This is a genomic window from Burkholderia sp. MS455 (assembly GCF_016899445.1).
In the GTDB taxonomy this organism is placed as follows: Bacteria; Pseudomonadota; Gammaproteobacteria; order Burkholderiales; family Burkholderiaceae; genus Burkholderia; species Burkholderia pyrrocinia_C.
This window is the reverse complement of the sequence record NZ_CP041778.1, coordinates 1,773,439-1,789,657: the sequence shown is the minus strand read 5'-3', so window position 1 is coordinate 1,789,657 and position 16,219 is coordinate 1,773,439. Positions and strand designations below refer to the sequence as shown.

Annotated in this window: 13 protein-coding genes; 3 read left to right on the top strand and 10 right to left on the bottom strand. The window is 67.2% G+C overall.

What is annotated here, in order from left to right:
• Positions 1–3: 3 nt before the first annotated feature.
• The 4 genes from FPJ27_RS12585 to FPJ27_RS12570 all read right to left on the bottom strand — a co-directional run bounded on the left by FPJ27_RS12585 (position 4) and on the right by FPJ27_RS12570 (position 4,208).
• Positions 4–1,074: an ABC transporter permease gene (locus FPJ27_RS12585; RefSeq protein ID WP_204421343.1), complete on the bottom strand. Its 1,071-nt coding sequence runs from the start codon at positions 1,072–1,074 to the stop codon at positions 4–6.
• 10 nt (positions 1,075–1,084) lie between these two features.
• Positions 1,085–2,686 carry an ABC transporter substrate-binding protein gene (locus FPJ27_RS12580; RefSeq protein WP_204421342.1) on the bottom strand — a complete coding sequence of 534 codons (1,602 nt, stop codon included), beginning with the start codon at positions 2,684–2,686 and terminating at the stop codon, positions 1,085–1,087.
• A 61-nt stretch (positions 2,687–2,747) separates the two neighbouring features.
• Positions 2,748–3,311, bottom strand: coding sequence for a D-alanyl-D-alanine dipeptidase (ddpX, locus tag FPJ27_RS12575; protein WP_204421341.1), 564 nt, complete (start codon positions 3,309–3,311; stop codon positions 2,748–2,750).
• A 27-nt stretch (positions 3,312–3,338) separates the two neighbouring features.
• The gene (locus FPJ27_RS12570) at positions 3,339–4,208 is read right to left on the bottom strand and encodes a MurR/RpiR family transcriptional regulator (protein WP_204421340.1); all 870 of its coding nucleotides are present in this window, start codon (positions 4,206–4,208) and stop codon (positions 3,339–3,341) included.
• A gap of 496 nt (positions 4,209–4,704) precedes the next feature.
• On the opposite strand from FPJ27_RS12570, the gene FPJ27_RS12565 reads away from it, so the two are divergent.
• The gene (locus FPJ27_RS12565; RefSeq protein ID WP_072438967.1) at positions 4,705–5,961 is read left to right on the top strand and encodes an oxalate decarboxylase family bicupin; all 1,257 of its coding nucleotides are present in this window, start codon (positions 4,705–4,707) and stop codon (positions 5,959–5,961) included.
• 96 nt (positions 5,962–6,057) lie between these two features.
• A complete protein-coding gene (locus tag FPJ27_RS12560) occupies positions 6,058–7,365 on the top strand; it encodes an Nramp family divalent metal transporter (protein WP_204421339.1) in 1,308 nt (435 codons plus the stop codon).
• Between the two features lie 51 nt (positions 7,366–7,416).
• Here FPJ27_RS12560 and FPJ27_RS12555 read toward each other — a convergent pair whose 3' ends face one another.
• The 5 genes from FPJ27_RS12555 to FPJ27_RS12535 form a co-directional block, all read right to left on the bottom strand.
• Positions 7,417–9,006, bottom strand: coding sequence for an ABC transporter substrate-binding protein (locus FPJ27_RS12555; RefSeq protein WP_204421338.1), 1,590 nt, complete (start codon positions 9,004–9,006; stop codon positions 7,417–7,419).
• Positions 9,007–9,135: 129 nt separating this feature from the next.
• Complete coding sequence (locus FPJ27_RS12550; RefSeq protein WP_034180272.1) at positions 9,136–9,468, bottom strand: sugar ABC transporter ATPase; 333 nt, start codon at positions 9,466–9,468, stop codon at positions 9,136–9,138.
• 248 nt (positions 9,469–9,716) lie between these two features.
• Positions 9,717–10,046: a hypothetical protein gene (locus tag FPJ27_RS12545; RefSeq protein ID WP_204421337.1), complete on the bottom strand. Its 330-nt coding sequence runs from the start codon at positions 10,044–10,046 to the stop codon at positions 9,717–9,719.
• Positions 10,047–10,212: 166 nt separating this feature from the next.
• Positions 10,213–11,772, bottom strand: coding sequence for a DHA2 family efflux MFS transporter permease subunit (locus tag FPJ27_RS12540; protein WP_204421336.1), 1,560 nt, complete (start codon positions 11,770–11,772; stop codon positions 10,213–10,215).
• Between the two features lie 411 nt (positions 11,773–12,183).
• Entirely contained in the window at positions 12,184–13,086 is a 903-nt protein-coding gene (locus FPJ27_RS12535) for a LysR family transcriptional regulator (protein WP_204421335.1), read from the bottom strand.
• Between the two features lie 146 nt (positions 13,087–13,232).
• Here FPJ27_RS12535 and FPJ27_RS12530 point away from each other — a divergent pair, with 146 nt between their 5' ends.
• Positions 13,233–15,281 carry an FUSC family protein gene (locus FPJ27_RS12530; RefSeq protein ID WP_204421334.1) on the top strand — a complete coding sequence of 683 codons (2,049 nt, stop codon included), beginning with the start codon at positions 13,233–13,235 and terminating at the stop codon, positions 15,279–15,281.
• Positions 15,282–15,298: 17 nt separating this feature from the next.
• Here the strand turns inward: FPJ27_RS12530 and FPJ27_RS12525 are convergent, their stop codons facing one another.
• Positions 15,299–16,219, bottom strand: coding sequence for a bestrophin family ion channel (locus tag FPJ27_RS12525; RefSeq protein ID WP_204421333.1), 921 nt, complete (start codon positions 16,217–16,219; stop codon positions 15,299–15,301).

The following is a 16,219-nucleotide window of genomic DNA, read 5'->3' as shown; positions in this document are numbered from 1 at the left end:
CCCTCAGCGCGCACGCGGATCGAACACGCGGTACAGCGCGTCGGTCAGCAGGTTGACGGTGATGAACATCGCGCCGATCACGAGCGTCGAGCCGAGCACCGCGTTCATGTCGGCGTTCAGCAGCGCGCCGGTCAGGTACGAGCCGAGCCCGGGCCACGCGAACACGATCTCGGTCAGCACCGAGCCTTCGAGCAGGTTGCTGTACGTGAGCGCGATCACGGTGAGCAGCGGCACCGCGATGTTGCCGAACGCATGCCGCCAGATCACGCGCCGCTCGGACAAGCCCTTCGCGCGCGCGGTGACGATGTATTCCTGGCTCAACTGGTCGAGCATGAACGAGCGCGTCATGCGGCTCAGGTACGCGACCGAGTAGTAGCCGAGGATCGCGGCCGGCAGCGCGATGTGTGACACCGCGTTGCGGAACACGTCCCATTCGCCCGCGAGCGCCGCGTCGATCAGCAGGCTGCCCGTGCGCGGATCGACCATCCCGTCGTACACGGGATCGAGCCGGCCGGGCCCGCCGACCCAGTGCAGCCGCGCGTAGAACAGCAGCAGCCCCATCAGCCCGAGCCAGAACACCGGCACGGAATTGCCGATCAGCCCGACGAAGCGCGCGATGTGGTCGATAGGCCGGTTGTGCTTCACGGCGGCCGCGACGCCGAGCGGCACGCCGATCGCGATGCCGATCAACGTCGCGATCGTCGCCAGTTCGAGCGTGGCCGGGAACACGCGCCTGATGTCGTCGAGCACGGGGTTCGACGTCAGCAGCGACATGCCGAGATTGCCGTGCAACACGTCGCGCGCGTAGATCAGGAACTGCGTGATCAGCGGCTTGTCGAGGCCGAGTGCGATGCGCTCGGCCGCGTACGCATCGGCCGACGCGCGATCGCCGAGGATCGCGAGCACGGGGTCGATCGGCACCTTGCGGCCGATCACGAACGTCAGCGCGAGCAGCCCCGCGAACGTGACGGCGAGCGTGAGCGCCCAGCGCAGCACGCGCAGTGCCCAGCGCACGGCCGGGCGCCGCGCGGGCAGCGTGCGGAGTACTTCGAGGGAGGAGGCGGGAGTCGACATGCGGCGAATCTTATTGCTTCTTCAGGTTGCGGTACGACACGAGATCGTTGATCGGCCCGACTTCGAGCCCGCTCACGCCGGGCCGCGTCGCGACCTGCGCGACTTTCTCGAACATGATCACGAACGGCGAGCGCGCGAGCATCTCCTTCTGCATCGCCTGGTACCGCTGCGCGCGTTGCGCGGCGGTCGGCTCGGCGAGCGCGGCGTCGGTTTCCTTCGTCAGTTGCGGAATGTCCCAGCTGTTGCGCCAGGCCAGCATTTTATAGCTCGACTTGTCGGAATTGTCCGGATTCCACGCGAAGCCCTGCGCGTTGCTGTGCGGATCGATGTAGTCGGCCGACCATTCGCCGATGTAGATGTCGTGCTGGCGCGCGCGGTATTTCGCGAGCGTCTGCTTGTTGTCGCCGGGGATCAACTGCACCTTGATGCCGGCCTGCGCGAAGTTTGCCTGCACGGCCTGCGCGATCTCCGTGTACGGATAGTCGTTGCGCACGTCCATCGTCACCGAGAAGCCGTTCGGCACGCCGGCCTTCGCGAGCAGCGCCTTCGCCTTCGCGACGTCGAGCTTGTACGGGTTCGAATTCAGCGTGCCGAGGAAGCCTTCGGGCAGGAAGGTCTGGTGCACCTTGTAGGTCGTCTTCACGACATTGCCCTGGATGCCGGCATAGTCGACCAGCCACTTCAGCGCTTCCTGCACGTCGGGCTTCGCGAGTGTCGCGTTCTTCGTGTTCAGGCCGAGATACAGCAGCGTCGCCTGCGGTGACGCCGCGACCTTCGCCTTGCCGGATTTCACGACGGAAGCGAGATCGTCGGGGCTCAGGTCGCGTGCGGCATCGACGTCGCCGTTTTCCAGCAGCAGGCGCTGGCTCGCGGCTTCGGGCACGTGGCGCAGCACGATGCGCTTCATCGCGAGCGGCAGCCGGTAGCCGTCGAAGCGCTGCAGCACGATGCTGTCGCCGGCCGTCCATTTGACCAGCTTGTACGCGCCGGAGCCGGCCTCGTTGGTCTTCAGCCACGCATTGCCGAAGTCGTTGCCCTGCTGGTGCGACAGCAGCAGCTTCTTGTCCAGCACCGACGCGGGCCACGAGCCGAGCACGTTCAGCACGAAGGTCGGCGCGTATTTGCGGTCGGTCGTGACCGACACAGTCAGGTCGTCGAGCTTCTTCACGTTCGCCGCGACGTTCGCCTTCGTGAGGCCGATGCCGTTCAGCACGGCGGCCGGGCCCTTGTCGAGCAGTACCGCGCGCTGGATCGACCATGCGACGTCGTCGGCCGTCAGCGGGTTGCCCGAATGGAACTTGAGGCCGGCGCGCAGCTTGAACGTATAGGTCAGCCCGTCGGTGCTCACCGTCCACGATTGCGCGACATCGCCGTTGAATTTCGACGGATCGCGCAGGTCGACCCGCACGAGCCGGTCGTACGTGTTCGCGACGTATTCCTCCGGCACCAGCTCGTAGATCTCGCCCGGGTCGAGCGTCGTGAATTCGTCGAGCAGCGTGGCCATCACGAACAGGTCCTTCGGCGTTTCCGCGTGCGCGGCGGACAGCGGAACGGCGGCGAGAACGGATGCGGCGGCCAGCGCCGCGACGAGCCGGGATGTCAGGGGTTTCATTTGCGCTCCATCGTGAGGTGAACGTGCAATGGGTGAACGTAAAACGGCAACGGGACGTGCATTACATCAGGCGCCACGCACCGCTCGCCGCGTTGTCGATCTGCGGTAGCGCGTGCGAGCCGGGCAATTCGTAGTGCCACCATTCGCTGTCGATGTGCGCGAAGCCGGCCGCGTGCATCACGCCGAGCAGCAGCAGGCGGTTGCGTTGCACGGCTTCGGGCAGCCCCGCGTGGAAGTGGCCCGACGCGGCGACCATTTCATCGAAGCCCGTGCCCATGTCGAGCGGCTCGCCGTTCGTGCCGACCAGCGTCAGGTCGACTGCGGTGCCGCGGCTGTGATTCGAGCCGCGGCCGAGATCGGCGATGAAGTCCGGGTCGGGCAGGAAATCCCACAGCACCTGCTGCGCTTGCGGCGGCCGGTATGCGTCGTAGATGCGCAGCGTGAAGCCGGCCTGCGCGGCGACGTCCACCGCGCGGCGCAATGCGGCTTCGGCCGGTTCCAGCAGCAGACAGTGCGCGCGGCGGTAGATCGGCTTGCCGGTCAGGTTGCGGTCGGTCGCGTAGACGAGATCGATATCGACGCGATGCGTGGCGGGCGTGATTTCGACGAGGCGGTGGTCGTTCATCGGCGGTTCAGGTCGGTTCAGGCTCGCTCAGGATTCGAATTGGTCGAACGTGTGCTGCAGTTCGCGATTGCGCGCGACGCGCCGGTCGATCGCGGGGCCGAGGCGGTCGACGACGGCGGTGATCAGCAGGTTGAACAGGCAGGTGAGCGGCGCGAGCGAATCCCAGAACTGGCCGACGTCGGTCTTCACCTGCAGCAGGTCGGCCGGCCATTCGCGCGCCCACGGGCACGAGAGATCGGTGACCAGCGCGAACGGCTGCCCGCGCTCGGCGGCCGCCTGGCAATAGCGGCGCGCGCTGCGCGAATACGCGCGCGTGTCGGTGACGATGCAGTACGGCCGCTCGAATTCGGAGTTCAGCGAATCGACATACGAGCCCGACTGGCCGTCGGAATAGAACACGCGCGGGCGCAGGTATTCGAGGTAGCTGCTGAACGCGTTGCTGATCCCGCGCGTCGACTGGATGCCGAGGATGAATACGGCGTCGGCATGCGCGATGCGATCGGCGACCTGCGCGAACACGGGGCCTTCGGCGAGCCGGTACACGTGGCGGATCGCATCGAGTTCGCGTTCGAGCGACGACGCGAGCGCGCCGTCGCTGCCTTCGGCCGGTTGCGTGCCGGCGGCGCGGCGGTATTCGTCGAGCCGGTCGGTGATCATCCAGGGGCGATCGCCGCCGCCGCGCAGTTCGCGTTTCAGGTCGTCGAGATTGCGGTAGCCGACGCTGCGCAGGAAGCGCCCGACCGAGATGCCGCTCGTGCCGGCCTGCTGCGCGATCTGGTCGGCCGTCTCGAGCCCGAGGCGGTCCAGGTTCGCGAGCATGTAGCTGGCGATGCGCTTGGCGGTCGGCGTCAGCTCGGCATAGCGGGATTCGACGGTACGGGCGAACGCGCAGGTCATCGGCTGTTAGATCGTTGTCGTCTGTTGATCGAATGTCATCCATCTAACAAAGCCAAAATCATTCGCGCCAGCGGATAAAAACTATGGTGTGAGGATGGGTGATAGGGTCGAAAACGCGTTCAAGGGGCGGGTGAGGGCGTGCAAGGGTACGTTTTATGTCTGTCAGGCATATTTTGCGTTTATGCCTGGCGTTACACGTCTGGATTTCCTCTTGTCGCCATCCGAGGCACCGCGACCGGACGCGGTCGTATTTCCACGTTCACCGTACCTGACCGATTCGCCGACATCCGTCGCCGCCCTGCATCCCTCCGCACCGCAATAATTACAAAATTAAAGTCGATCAGATTAAATCATTAGTTCAGGTTAATAATTCATTTAAGTTTTGCGGCGATTTGTATTTAACTTGCGTCACGGGATGTTTGATTTTCGATAATCCGAAAAACGGCAAGTGTTCCGTAACGGGAATTCGCTTAATCGCAAGAATGAAGAGGAAATCATGACGAATCTTTCTCGACGCAAGATGCTGGCGGGTACGGCCGGCGCCATTGCCGCCGCGGGCATTGCGGTATCGGCCAAGGCCGCCTCGTTCGGCAATCCGGACAGTCCGCCGGAAGGCGCGGTGAATGCGCGCAACCGTCAGAGCCTGACTGACCCGGGTCCGAAAAATCCGGCAATCGCCAACCAGTTTCCGTCTTTTCAGGATCCGCCGGCCACGGATATCAACGGGATGCCATTATTCTGGGCGTCGTTCAATAATGCCCATAAACGAATTCAAAATGGCGGATGGGCGCGCGAAGTCACGCAGGACGATTTTGCGATTTCTGAAACCATTTCCGGCGTCAACATGCGCCTGACGCGCGGCGGCATTCGCGAGATGCACTGGCACCAGCAGGCCGAGTGGGCGATCATGCTCGACGGCCGATGCCGGATCACGGTGCTCGACGAACTGGGGCGGCCGTCGGTGCAGGACGTGAAAACCGGCGATCTCTGGTATTTCCCGCCCGGCCTGCCGCATTCGCTGCAGGGCCTCGGCACCGACGGCGCCGAATTCCTGCTCGCGTTCGATAACGGCCGTGCGTCGGAATTCAATACGCTGCTGCTGACCGACTGGGTCGCGCATACGCCGCCCGACGTGCTCGCGCTGAACTTCGGCGTGCCGGCCGATGCGTTCAGGAACGTTCCGCTCGACAACCTGTGGATCTTCCAGGGCGACGAGCCCGGCCCGCTCGCGGAAGCCCAGCGCGCGTCGGCTTCGTCGGCCGGTGCGCCGCCGCATCCGTTCATCTTCTCGCTCGGCGACATGAAGCCGGTCAGGAAGACGCGCGGCGGCGAAGTGCGGATCGCGGACAGCACCAACTTCAACGTGTCGACGACCGTCGCGGCGGCGCTCGTCACCGTGCATCCGGGCGGCATGCGCGAGCTGCACTGGCATCCGAACGCGGACGAATGGCAGTACTACCTGCAGGGCGAGGCCCGGATGACCGTGTTCGACACGGGGCCGAAGGCGCAGACGGCCGACTTCCGCGCGGGCGACGTCGGCTACGTGAAGAAGAGCCTCGGACACTACGTGCAGAACACCGGCAAGACCGACCTGGTGTTCCTCGAGATCTTCAAGACCGACCGCTACGCCGAAGTGTCGCTGTCCGACTGGCTCGCGCATACGCCGCCGAAGCTCGTCGAGGCGCACCTGAACGTCGCGCCGGACGTGATCGCGCAGTTTCCGCGCAACCGTCCGGACGTCGTGCCGCTGTAACGCTGTCGTCGTGCCACCACGGCCGGCAGCCGGCAGGCCGGCCGTGGTGCTCGCTTCCGGGCAAGCCCTCCTTATCCGAACTGAACACAACACACCATGATTCCCGTCACGAGCAAACCCGCCGGCGGCTTCGCGCTGCCGGCCCTGTCTTCCGAGGGCGCCGACGGCGCGGCGCGCGCCGCGCTGCAAGGGCGCCGCACCGGTGTCGCCGCGCTGCTGCCGTTCGTCGGCCCGGCCGTGATCGCGTCGATCGGCTATATGGATCCCGGCAACTTCGCGACCAACATCCAGGCCGGCGCCGCGTACGGCTACCGGCTGCTGTGGGTCGTGCTGGCCGCGAACGCGATCGCGATGCTGTTCCAGGCGATGTCGGCGAAGCTGGGCATCGTGACCGGCCGCAATCTCGCGGAGCTGTGCCGAGACCGTTTCCCCGCGCCGGTCGTGTGGGGCATGTGGGCCGCGTCCGAGATCGCCGCGATGGCGACCGATCTCGCCGAATTCCTTGGCGGCGCGCTCGCGTTCGGGCTGTTGTGCCACTTGTCGCTGTTCGCGGGAATGATCGCGACGGCATGCGCGACCTGCGCGATCCTCGCGCTCGAAAAGCGCGGCTTCCGGCCGCTGGAAGCCGCGATCGCAGCGCTGGTCGGCGTGATCGGCGCGTGCTATCTCGGCGAGCTGCTGATCGCGCCGCAGGACTGGCACGCGGCCGCGTTCCACCTGGTCGTCCCGCAGATTCCGGATCATGCGGCGCTGACGATCGCGGTCGGGATCATCGGCGCGACGATCATGCCGCACACGCTGTATCTGCATTCGGGCCTGACGCAGGATCGCACCGCGCCGCGCGACGACACGGAACGGCGGCGGCTCGTGCGTTTCTCGAACCGCGAGGTCGTCGTCGCGCTCGGGCTGGCCGGGTTCGTGAATCTCGCGATGGTGATGATGGCGTCGTCGGCGTTCCACCTGAGCGCGCCGGGCATGACCGACATTGGCGACGCGTATCACACGCTGATCCCGGTGCTCGGGCCGGCGGCCGGTGCGCTGTTTCTCGTTGCGCTGCTGACGTCGGGCGTATCGAGTTCGGTGGTCGGCACGATGGCCGGGCAGGTCGTGATGCAGGGTTTCATCCGCCGCCGCATGTCGGTATGGGTGCGGCGCGCGGTGACGGTCGCGCCCGCGTTCGCGGTGGTCGCGCTCGGCTGCGACGTCACGCGCGCAATGGTGGCGAGTCAGGTCGTGCTGAGTTTCGTGCTGCCGATGCCGATGATCGCGCTGCTGATGCTGTCGGCGCGCGAGGACGTGATGGGTGCTTACGCAATGCGGATGCCGTTGCGGATCGTCGCCGGCGCGGCGACGATCGTGATCGTCGGGCTGAATGCGTATCTGGTGTGGGCTGCATTCAATTGAACGGCAGCAGTAGGCGGCTACCGGGGGGCAGCCGCCTACTGCTGCCCGCGATTACTTCGCCAGCGTCCGGTATGACACGAGGTCGTTGATCGGTCCGATTTCCGGCCCGGTCGCACCGGGGCGCGTCGCGACCTGCACTACCTTCTCGAACATGATGATGAACGGCGAGTTCGCGAGCACGGCTTTCTGCAGCGCTTCGTAACGCTGCGCGCGCTTCGCGGGCGACGGCTCGACGAGCGCGGCCTCGGTGTCCTTCGTCAGTTGCGGAATGTCCCAGCTGTTGCGCCACGCGAGCATCTTGGTCGGCGACTGGTCCGAGTTGTCCGGGTTCCACGCGAAGCCGCGCGCGTTGCTGTTCGGGTCCATGTAGTCGGGCGACCATTCGCCGATGAAGATGTCGTGCTGGCGCGCGCGGTACTTGCCGATCGCCTGCTTCGCATCGCCGGGGATCAGCTTCACGCGGATGCCGCCCTGCGCGAAGTTCGCCTGCAGCGCCTGCGCGATCTCGAGGTACGGATAGTCGTTCGGCATGTCCATCGTCACGTCGAAGCCGTTCGGCAAGCCGGCCTTCGCGAGCAGCGCCTTCGCCTTCGCGACGTCCTGCTTGTACGGCCGTGCGTTCAGCGTGCCGAGGAAGCCCTCGGGCAGGAAGGTTTCGTGCACCTTGTAGGTGGTACTGACGATGTTGCGCTGGATGCCGTCGTAGTCGACGAGCCATTTCATCGCCTGCTGCACGTCGGGCTTCGCGAGGTTCGGGTTCTTCGTGTTCAGGCTCAGGTACAGCAGCGCGGACACCGGCCACGACGCGACCTTGATCTTGCCGGCCTTCGTCAGCGCGGCGAGGCTGTCGGGGCTCAGGTTGCGCGCGGCGTCGGCGTCGCCGTTCTCCAGCAGCAGCCGCTGCGCGGACGCTTCGGGCACGTGGCGCAGCACGACGCGCTTCATCGGGTACGGCGTGCGGTATTTGTCGAAACGCTGCAGCACGATGCTTTCGTTCGGCGTCCACTTGACGAGCTGGTACGGGCCCGAGCCCGCGTCGTTGGTCCTGAGCCAGCCGCTGCCGAAATCGTTGCCCTGCTGGTGCGACAGCAGCAGCTTCTTGTCGAACACCGATGCCGGGCACGCGCTCAGCACGTTGAGCACGAAGCTCGGCGCGTACTTGCGGTCGGTTTCGAGCACGACGGTCTGCGGGTCGATCGCGCGTACCTTCTGCATCACGTTCGCCTTCGTGAGGCCGAGATCGGCGAGCACGCCGGCCGGCCCCTTGTCGAGCAGGATGGTGCGCTGCAGCGACCACGCGACGTCGTCGGCGGTCACCGGGTTGCCGGAGTGGAACGTGAGGCCCGGGCGCAGCTTGAACGTGTAGGTCACGCCGTCGGCGCCGACCGTCCACGATTGCGCGATCTGCCCGTCGAAGCGCGTCGGGTCCTTCAGGTCGACGCGCACCAGGCGTTCGTAGGTGTTCGCGACGTACTCGGACGGCACCAGTTCGTAGATCCCGCTCGGGTCGAGGGTCGTGAATTCGCCGAGCTGCGTGGCGACGACGAAGATGCCGGGCGGCGTGGCGGCCTGCACCGGCAGAGCCGGAACAAGCGCGACGAGCGCGGCGCTGACGAACAGCCGGGACAGCAGGTGCTTCATGCGGGCTCCGTTGAAAAGGAATCGTGGGTGCGATTCTCTCATCGACGGCTACCCGGATGAAAATATTCGATGCGCGCGGTGGCGCGCGGGAGCGGGCCGGGCGGGCGCCCGGCGCCGGCAGGCTGCGGATCAGATCACGCAGCGCGCGATCGCGAAGCGCATCGCTTCCTCGGGCGGCTCGCTGCCGGAGCCGCGCACGACCTTGACGACCGAGCCGTTGCCCGACGGCGTCAGCGTGACGAAGTACGCATTCGAGCCGACGGCAATGTCGGTCACGCCGTTGTGCTGCGACTGCTCGGTGCCGGACAGGCGGCTGTCGAGGCAGTTGGCGATCGCGTGGGCCGGACGTTGCGACGACACGTAGATCATCGGCGCTGCGCCGGATGCGGCCGAGTTGGACGAGGGAGCGGAGCCGCAGGCGGCGAGCAGGGCGGCGGGAAGGAGCAGCAGGAATCGTTTCATGGTCGGATCGTCGAGTGTCTCGTGTCGAGGCTGGGGCGCGGGGGAGGCGAAACGCGAAGCTTCGCGACGAAACCGCCCGGAATCGGGCCGTTTTTGACGGTCGATCCGGCGAGCGGCTGACGACGGAGTATACCCGCGGCATTTGACGCGGATGGCACGTTGAAACGATTCGATACAACAAGCACCCGCTGCCGCACGGCGGCAGCGGGCGTTTCAGGCGATGGCGATTGGGCGCTTGTTGTGGTCGCTTACTGGCCGATCTTGTTGCCGACCGCATTTTCCTGCTGGTTCAGCACGCGCTGTTCGCTCTTGGTGATGTGGCCGTGATCCTGCGCGGCCATGTCCCGCTCTTCCCGGCGGATCTTGCGGTCGTCGCGGTGCAGGCGCGCGGCCTGTGCGTGCGACATCTCGCCTTCCTTCACTTCGTGATGGATACGGCGATTCTGGTTCGCGAGACGCTGGTTGACCTCTTCGCGGCGCGGATGCGCCTGCTGCCACGGCGTGTCGGCGAACGCGGTGCCGGTCAGTACCGACATCAGGGTGGCGGCGATCGCGAGATGGCGGGTAAGGGCTCGCATGGTGTTTTCTCCTGTCGTTGCGCGCCCGAATCGTGGGCGCTTGATGAAAAAACGCGGAGCGGGCACCGGCTGTTGACGTTTCCGCCTGTATCGATTGCAAGTCTTTATTACGTCTGCGCGTTGCGGCGCGGGCCCGGTGCGCGGAGCGTGGCCCGGCCGCCGCGAATCAATGCGCGCCGGCCGCCGCCGCATCGGCATCGCCGCCGCCCGAGCGCGACGGTTTCGTGATCCAGATGAGCGGAATGATCGCGATGAAGATGATCGCCGACACGTAGAAGATGTCGTTCAACCCCATCACGGCTGCCTGCGAATCGACCGATGCGTTGAAGAACGCGAGTGCAGAATCGGGGCTCAGGTGCAGTAGCGAACGTGTCGCGCCGACCTGCTGCGCGAAGATCGGGTTGGTGACGCTCGCCTGTTCGGTGAGCCGCACGTGATGCAGGATCGTGCGATCGTTCCACGCATTGCCGATCAGCGACGTGCCCACCGCGCCGCAGAACGTGCGGCCGAAATTCGACAGGCCGGCCGCGGCCGGGATCTTTTCCGGCGGCAGCCCGGACAGGATGATCGACGTCAGCGGCACGAAGAACATCGCCATCGGAATGCCTTGCAGCAGTGTCGGCAGCACGAGATCCCAGTGGGAGACATCGGTGTAGAACGTGGTGCGCATCATGAAGACGACCGCGAAGCCGACGAACGCGAGCGTCGCGATGTAGCGCGGATCGGTGCGCGGCAGCAGGCGTCCCATGACCGGCGTGAGCAGGATCGCGAAGATCCCGAGCGGCGCGGTGGCGAGCCCCGAATCGACTGCGCGGTAGCCGAGATAGCCCTGCATCCACTGCGGCAGCAGCACCAGCGTGCCGAAGAACATCCCGTACGCGACCGAGATCGCGATCGTGCCACCCGCGAAATTGCGCTGCGTGAAGAGCCGCAGGTCGACGATCGGATTCTTCTCGGTCAGCTCCCACACGAGAAAGAACGCGAAGCCGATCAGCGCGACGATGCCGAGTGCGACGACGACGGGCGAGTTGAACCAGTCGAGGTCCTTGCCCTTGTCGAGCATGATCTGCAGCGACGCGACCCACAGCACGAGCAGCAGCAGGCCGACCGTGTCGATCGGCATGCGGCGCGTGGCCGATTCCCGATCACGGAACACGATCCATGTGACCGCCGCGGCGAAGAAGCCGACCGGAATGTTGATGTAGAAGATCCACGACCAGTTGTAGTCGTACGTGATCCAGCCGCCGAGCGACGGCCCCGCGATCGGGCCGACGAGCGCCGTCATCGACCACAGTGCGAGCGCGCTCGACGATTTCTGCCGCGGCCACGCGCCGAGCAGCAGCGCCTGCGACAGCGGCGCGAGCGGCCCCGCGACCGCGCCCTGCAAAATCCGCGCGGCGAGCAGCGTCGGCAGGTTCGGCGCGATCCCGCACAGCCACGACGCGAACACGAACAGCAGGATCGACGTGACGAACAGGCGCACCTGGCCGAAGCGCTGCGTGAGCCAGCCCGTCAGCGGAATCGACACCGCGTTCGCGGCCGCGAAGATCGTGATCACCCACGTGCCTTCGTCGACCGACACGCCGAGGTCGCCGGAAATCGTCGGAATCGCGACGTTCGCGATCGACGAGTCGAGCACGTTCATGAACATGGCGAGCGATACCGCGATCGTGCCGATCGCGAGCCGGCCGCCAGACAGCGGGCCTGGGGAAGACGGAGATGACATGGTGTTCCTGCGTGATGGAGGGGCGCCTGGCGCGGCGCGCGCGGACCGTCACGCACGCGCGCAAGATGCCTGCGCGGGCGGACCGCGAAATGGATGGATCGGACGAACGGAACCGATACGCACTGCGCGCGGGCGGCCCGGCAAACGGGGCCGTCCGCACTCAGCCTGCGGTTCAAGCATTCAATCGAATCGACGAAGCCGTGGCGGGCTCCGGGAGGCGGGATATCGCCGGTCAGGAGGGCGCGACGCGCGTGATGCGTCGGCGGGCAGCGGGCACGTGGCTGCCGTAGCGGGTGTGGTCGTTTTTCATTGGCACAGGCTAACGATGCGTCGAACGACGATCAACGCTCGCGCGCTCATTAAATCCTTTCGTGTGCCGCAATAATCCGAATATGACGCATCGATTGCCGGTCAAGGCACGGTCCGCCACGCGGTGAAGACTTCCGTCAGGAACTCGACGAACGCGCGCACCTTGCTGTCGAGCGTCGCACGCCGCGGGTAGAGCGCGTGAAGCTCGATGTCGTCAGTGCGGTGCCAGTCGGGCAGCACGATTTCGAGCTCGTTCTTCTCGAGCCGCCGCGCGGTGTAGTGCGTGGAGATCAGCGCGATGCCGCCACCGCTCGCGGCCTGGCGCAGCACCGTGACCGATTCGTTCGAGATCAGCACGGGCCGGACCGGCACGTCGGCCACGTCGCCGGCCGCGTTGGTGAGCCGTAGCGTCAGGCCGGGCATGTCGCGGCCGACGAACAGGATGTCGTGACCGACGAGATCCTGCGGCGTCTGCGGTCGCCCGGAGCGATCGAGATAGGCGGGGCTTGCGGCGAGCTTCGCATGCGACCAGCCGAGCGAGCGCGCGACATAGCCGGAATCGGTCAGCGCGCCCGCGCGCAACGCGACGTCGAAGCCGTGTTCTACGAGGTCGAGCGTGCTGTTGTCGTAGATCAGTACGAGCTGGACCAACGGGTAGCGCCGGCGAAACTCGGCGAGCGCCGGTTCCAGTTCGAACAGGCCGATCGAGTAGGGCACCAGCACGCGCAGCGTCCCTTCGGGCTCCGTGCGCAGCGCACGGGCCTGGCGGTCCGCGTCGAGCAGGATGTCCTCGGCGCGCAGGCAACGCTCGTAGTAGTCGCGCCCGGCTTCGGTGACGGACACGCGGCGCGTGGTGCGGTACAGCAGCTGGACCCCGAGGTCGTCCTCGAGCTGCCTGACCTTGCGGCTCACGCGGCTGAGCGGCATGTCGAGTTGCGTGGCGGCGGCGGTGAAGCTGCCGCGTTCCACCACGCGCAAGAATATCCGGATGCTCTCGAAGTCCATACGGCTCGTTTTAGTGTTCGGTCAGCGTGCATCTTACCGTCGCGCGCCGGATCGCTGCGTGTCGCGCCGATTATCCTGCGCGGTGCAATAACGCATCCTGCCGGCGCCCCGTAGTGGCGGCCTGCACGCGATCGTATGCTCACCGAATGAAATTCGCTTTCCCCAGCCTGCCGCCGCTCGCGGCCGTCCGGGCCGCGCTGCGCGACGCGCGTCCGACGCTGCCGCCCGGCGCCGTCGCGTTCGCGCTGCGCAATACGGCCGCGTCGTTGCTCGCGCTCTACATTGCATTCCGGATGAACCTCGACGACCCGAAATGGGCTGCGTCGACCGTGTGGATCGTCGCGCAGGGCAGCCGCGGGATGGGGCTGTCGAAGAGCCAGTACCGGATTCTCGGCACCGCGATCGGCTCGGCCGTCGCGCTCGCGCTGACCGGCGCGTTCGCGCAGACGCCCGAGTTGTTCCTGCCGGCGCTCGCCGCGTGGATCGGCCTGTGCGCGGGCGTCGCGACGTTCCAGCGGAATTTCCGCGCGTATGCGGCGGTGCTCGCGGGTTACACGGCCGCGATCATCGCGATGGACGCGGTGTCCGCGCCGCTGCATGCGTTCGACATCGCGATCGCGCGTTTCCTATATGTGGTGATCGGCATCCTGTGCGGCGCGGCGTTCGAAACGATCTTCGCGCCGGGCGCACCGCTGACGGACGTCCGCACGCGGCTCGCGCGCTATCTCGATCGCGCGGTTGCCGTCGGCGCGGGCGCGCTGCGCCGCGAGTCGAACGGCGCGGCAGTACACCGGCTGTTCGCGGACGCGCTCGAACTCGACACGGCGGCCGAATATGCGGCGGCGGGCGCACCGTCGGTGCGCAACGCGATCGGCCATCTGCGTGCCGCGGCGCTGGGCGTGCTGAGCGCGCAGGCGGCGGGGCAGGCGATTCGCGAGCATGCCGCGCGCGGCGGCGATGCGCCGGACCCGCTGGTGGACGATGCCGCGCGCTTGCTCGACGGTGTCGCCGCATCGCGCGAGTCGGGCGCGTCAGGCGACTTGGGGCGCGAGATGGCGGCGTTGCGCTCGCGCGTGGACGACGCGCTGCGCGCCGAGGCCGCCGGGCCGGCCGGCCCCGACACGTCGCGCCTGCTGACGCTCGACCGGCTGGCGGCGCTGCTCGCGGGCTTCGACCACGCGTTCGCGAGCCAGGCGCTGCTCGACCGGCCGAAGCCGCCGCCGTCGCGCGTGCGCTATGCGTTCCATCACGATGCGGTGCTCGCCTGGCACAACGGTATTCGCGCGTTCGTCGCGGTGCTCGCCGGGTCGGCGATCTGGATCGTCACCGCGTGGCCGTCGGGCGCCGGTTTCGTCGCGATCACGGCGGTGGTCGGCGCGCTGTTCTCGACCCGCCCGAACTCGGTGCGTGCAGTCGTCGGCTTCCTGAAGGGCTCGGCGTGCGCGGCCGTCGCGGGTGTCGTCTGCAATTTCGTCCTGCTGCCCGCGGTGTCGGGCTTCGAGATGCTGGCCTACATCCTCGGCGTGTTCCTGATCGGCACGGGCATCGCGATGCGTCATCCGCGCACGGCCGCGATGGGCAGTGCGTTTTCGATCTTCTTCTGGAATTTCACGTCGCCGGACAACACGGCGCGCATCGGCGACGCCGCGTTCCTGAATGATGCAGTCTCGACGCTGCTCGGGATCGCGTTCGGCGCGCTGGTGTTCGCGCTCGTGTTTCCGGGCGATCCCGGCACCAGCCGGCGGCGCCTGCATCGCGCGGTGCGCCGCGATCTGGCCGGCATTGCGCGTGACCCGCGTGTGTGGTCCGCGAGCACGTGGCTGAGCCGCACGGCCGACCGTCTCGCGCGCGAACTCGGCTTCGCGGGCAGCCTGCCGCAGACGCTGATCGAGCGCGACATGCGCGACCTGCTGGCGATCTGGGGAATCGGCGACAGCCTGCTGTCGCTCGCCGAACTGGCGGCGCGCGAGCCGGCCGTGCGCCGTGCGGCGACCGTGGTGCGCGGACGGGTCGCGCGCTGGGAATTCGCGCAGCTCGACCGGACCTGCGACGCGGCGGCCCGTGTGCTGCGGCGGCGCGTGGCTGCTCGCGACGGCGACGATACCTACGCGTTGCTGCGCGGCATCGTGCTGCTGCGGCGCATTGCCGATGCGGCTGCCGAGCACGGCGGCTTCCTGCGCGCGCGCCGCGGCTGAGCGGCGCGCGCGGCGGGTCAGGTGAGCCGATAGGATCGGCCGGGCGTCACTTCCGCCGGCAGCGGTTCGCGGTTCAGTTCGAGCAGCGTGCGTTCGATCTGCCGCGTGATTGCATCGAGTGCGAGATGGTTCGGCCCGTCGCCGAACGGCTCGGCGATCGCATGCGCGATCGCGTCGAGCGCGATCAGCGTATACGCGACGAACACGGTGACGAACGGCGTCGCCGCGCCGATCGAGTCGACCAGGCCGAACGGCAGCAGCACGCAGTACGCGTAAATGGTCCGGTGCAGCAGCACGTCGTACGAGAACGGGATCGGCGTCGACGCGATGCGCTCGCAGCCGCTCACCATCGCGACGAGCTCGTCGAGGCGCGCGTCGAGCATCCACAGGCGCGTGTCGGCGAGGCGGCCCGCATCGGCGCGCGCGGCGAATGCTTCGCGCAGCCCGTGCACGATCGCGACCGGGCGGAACCGCGCGGCGGCGACGTGCGCATAGGTGCCGCTGTCGAGCAGCGCGCGCAGGTCCGCGGCCGGATCGGTGCCGCGCAGTTGATGCTTGAGCGCATAGACGAACGCGACGACCGTCCGCACGAACGCGCGCCGCGCATCGCCGTCGCGATCGACCGCGCCGTAGCAGAGTGCCTGCGACACCAGCGTGCGCGTGGCGGTCAGCACGCCGCCCCACAATTGCCGCGCCTCGCGGTAGCGGTCGTAGCTCGCGTTGTTGCGAAACCCGGCGAAGATGGCGAGCGTAAGGCCGATCAGCGTGAACGGCGTCGGGTTCAGCGGCACCTTCTCGCCGAGCACGCGGCCGCCGCCCCACACCGCGACGAGGCTGATCGCGAGCGTCAGCACGAGCTGCGGCAGGATGGTCGGCAGCACCGAGCCGTTCCAGACGAGCAGCATCCGCAGCCAGTGCTCGCGCGGACGAACGATCAT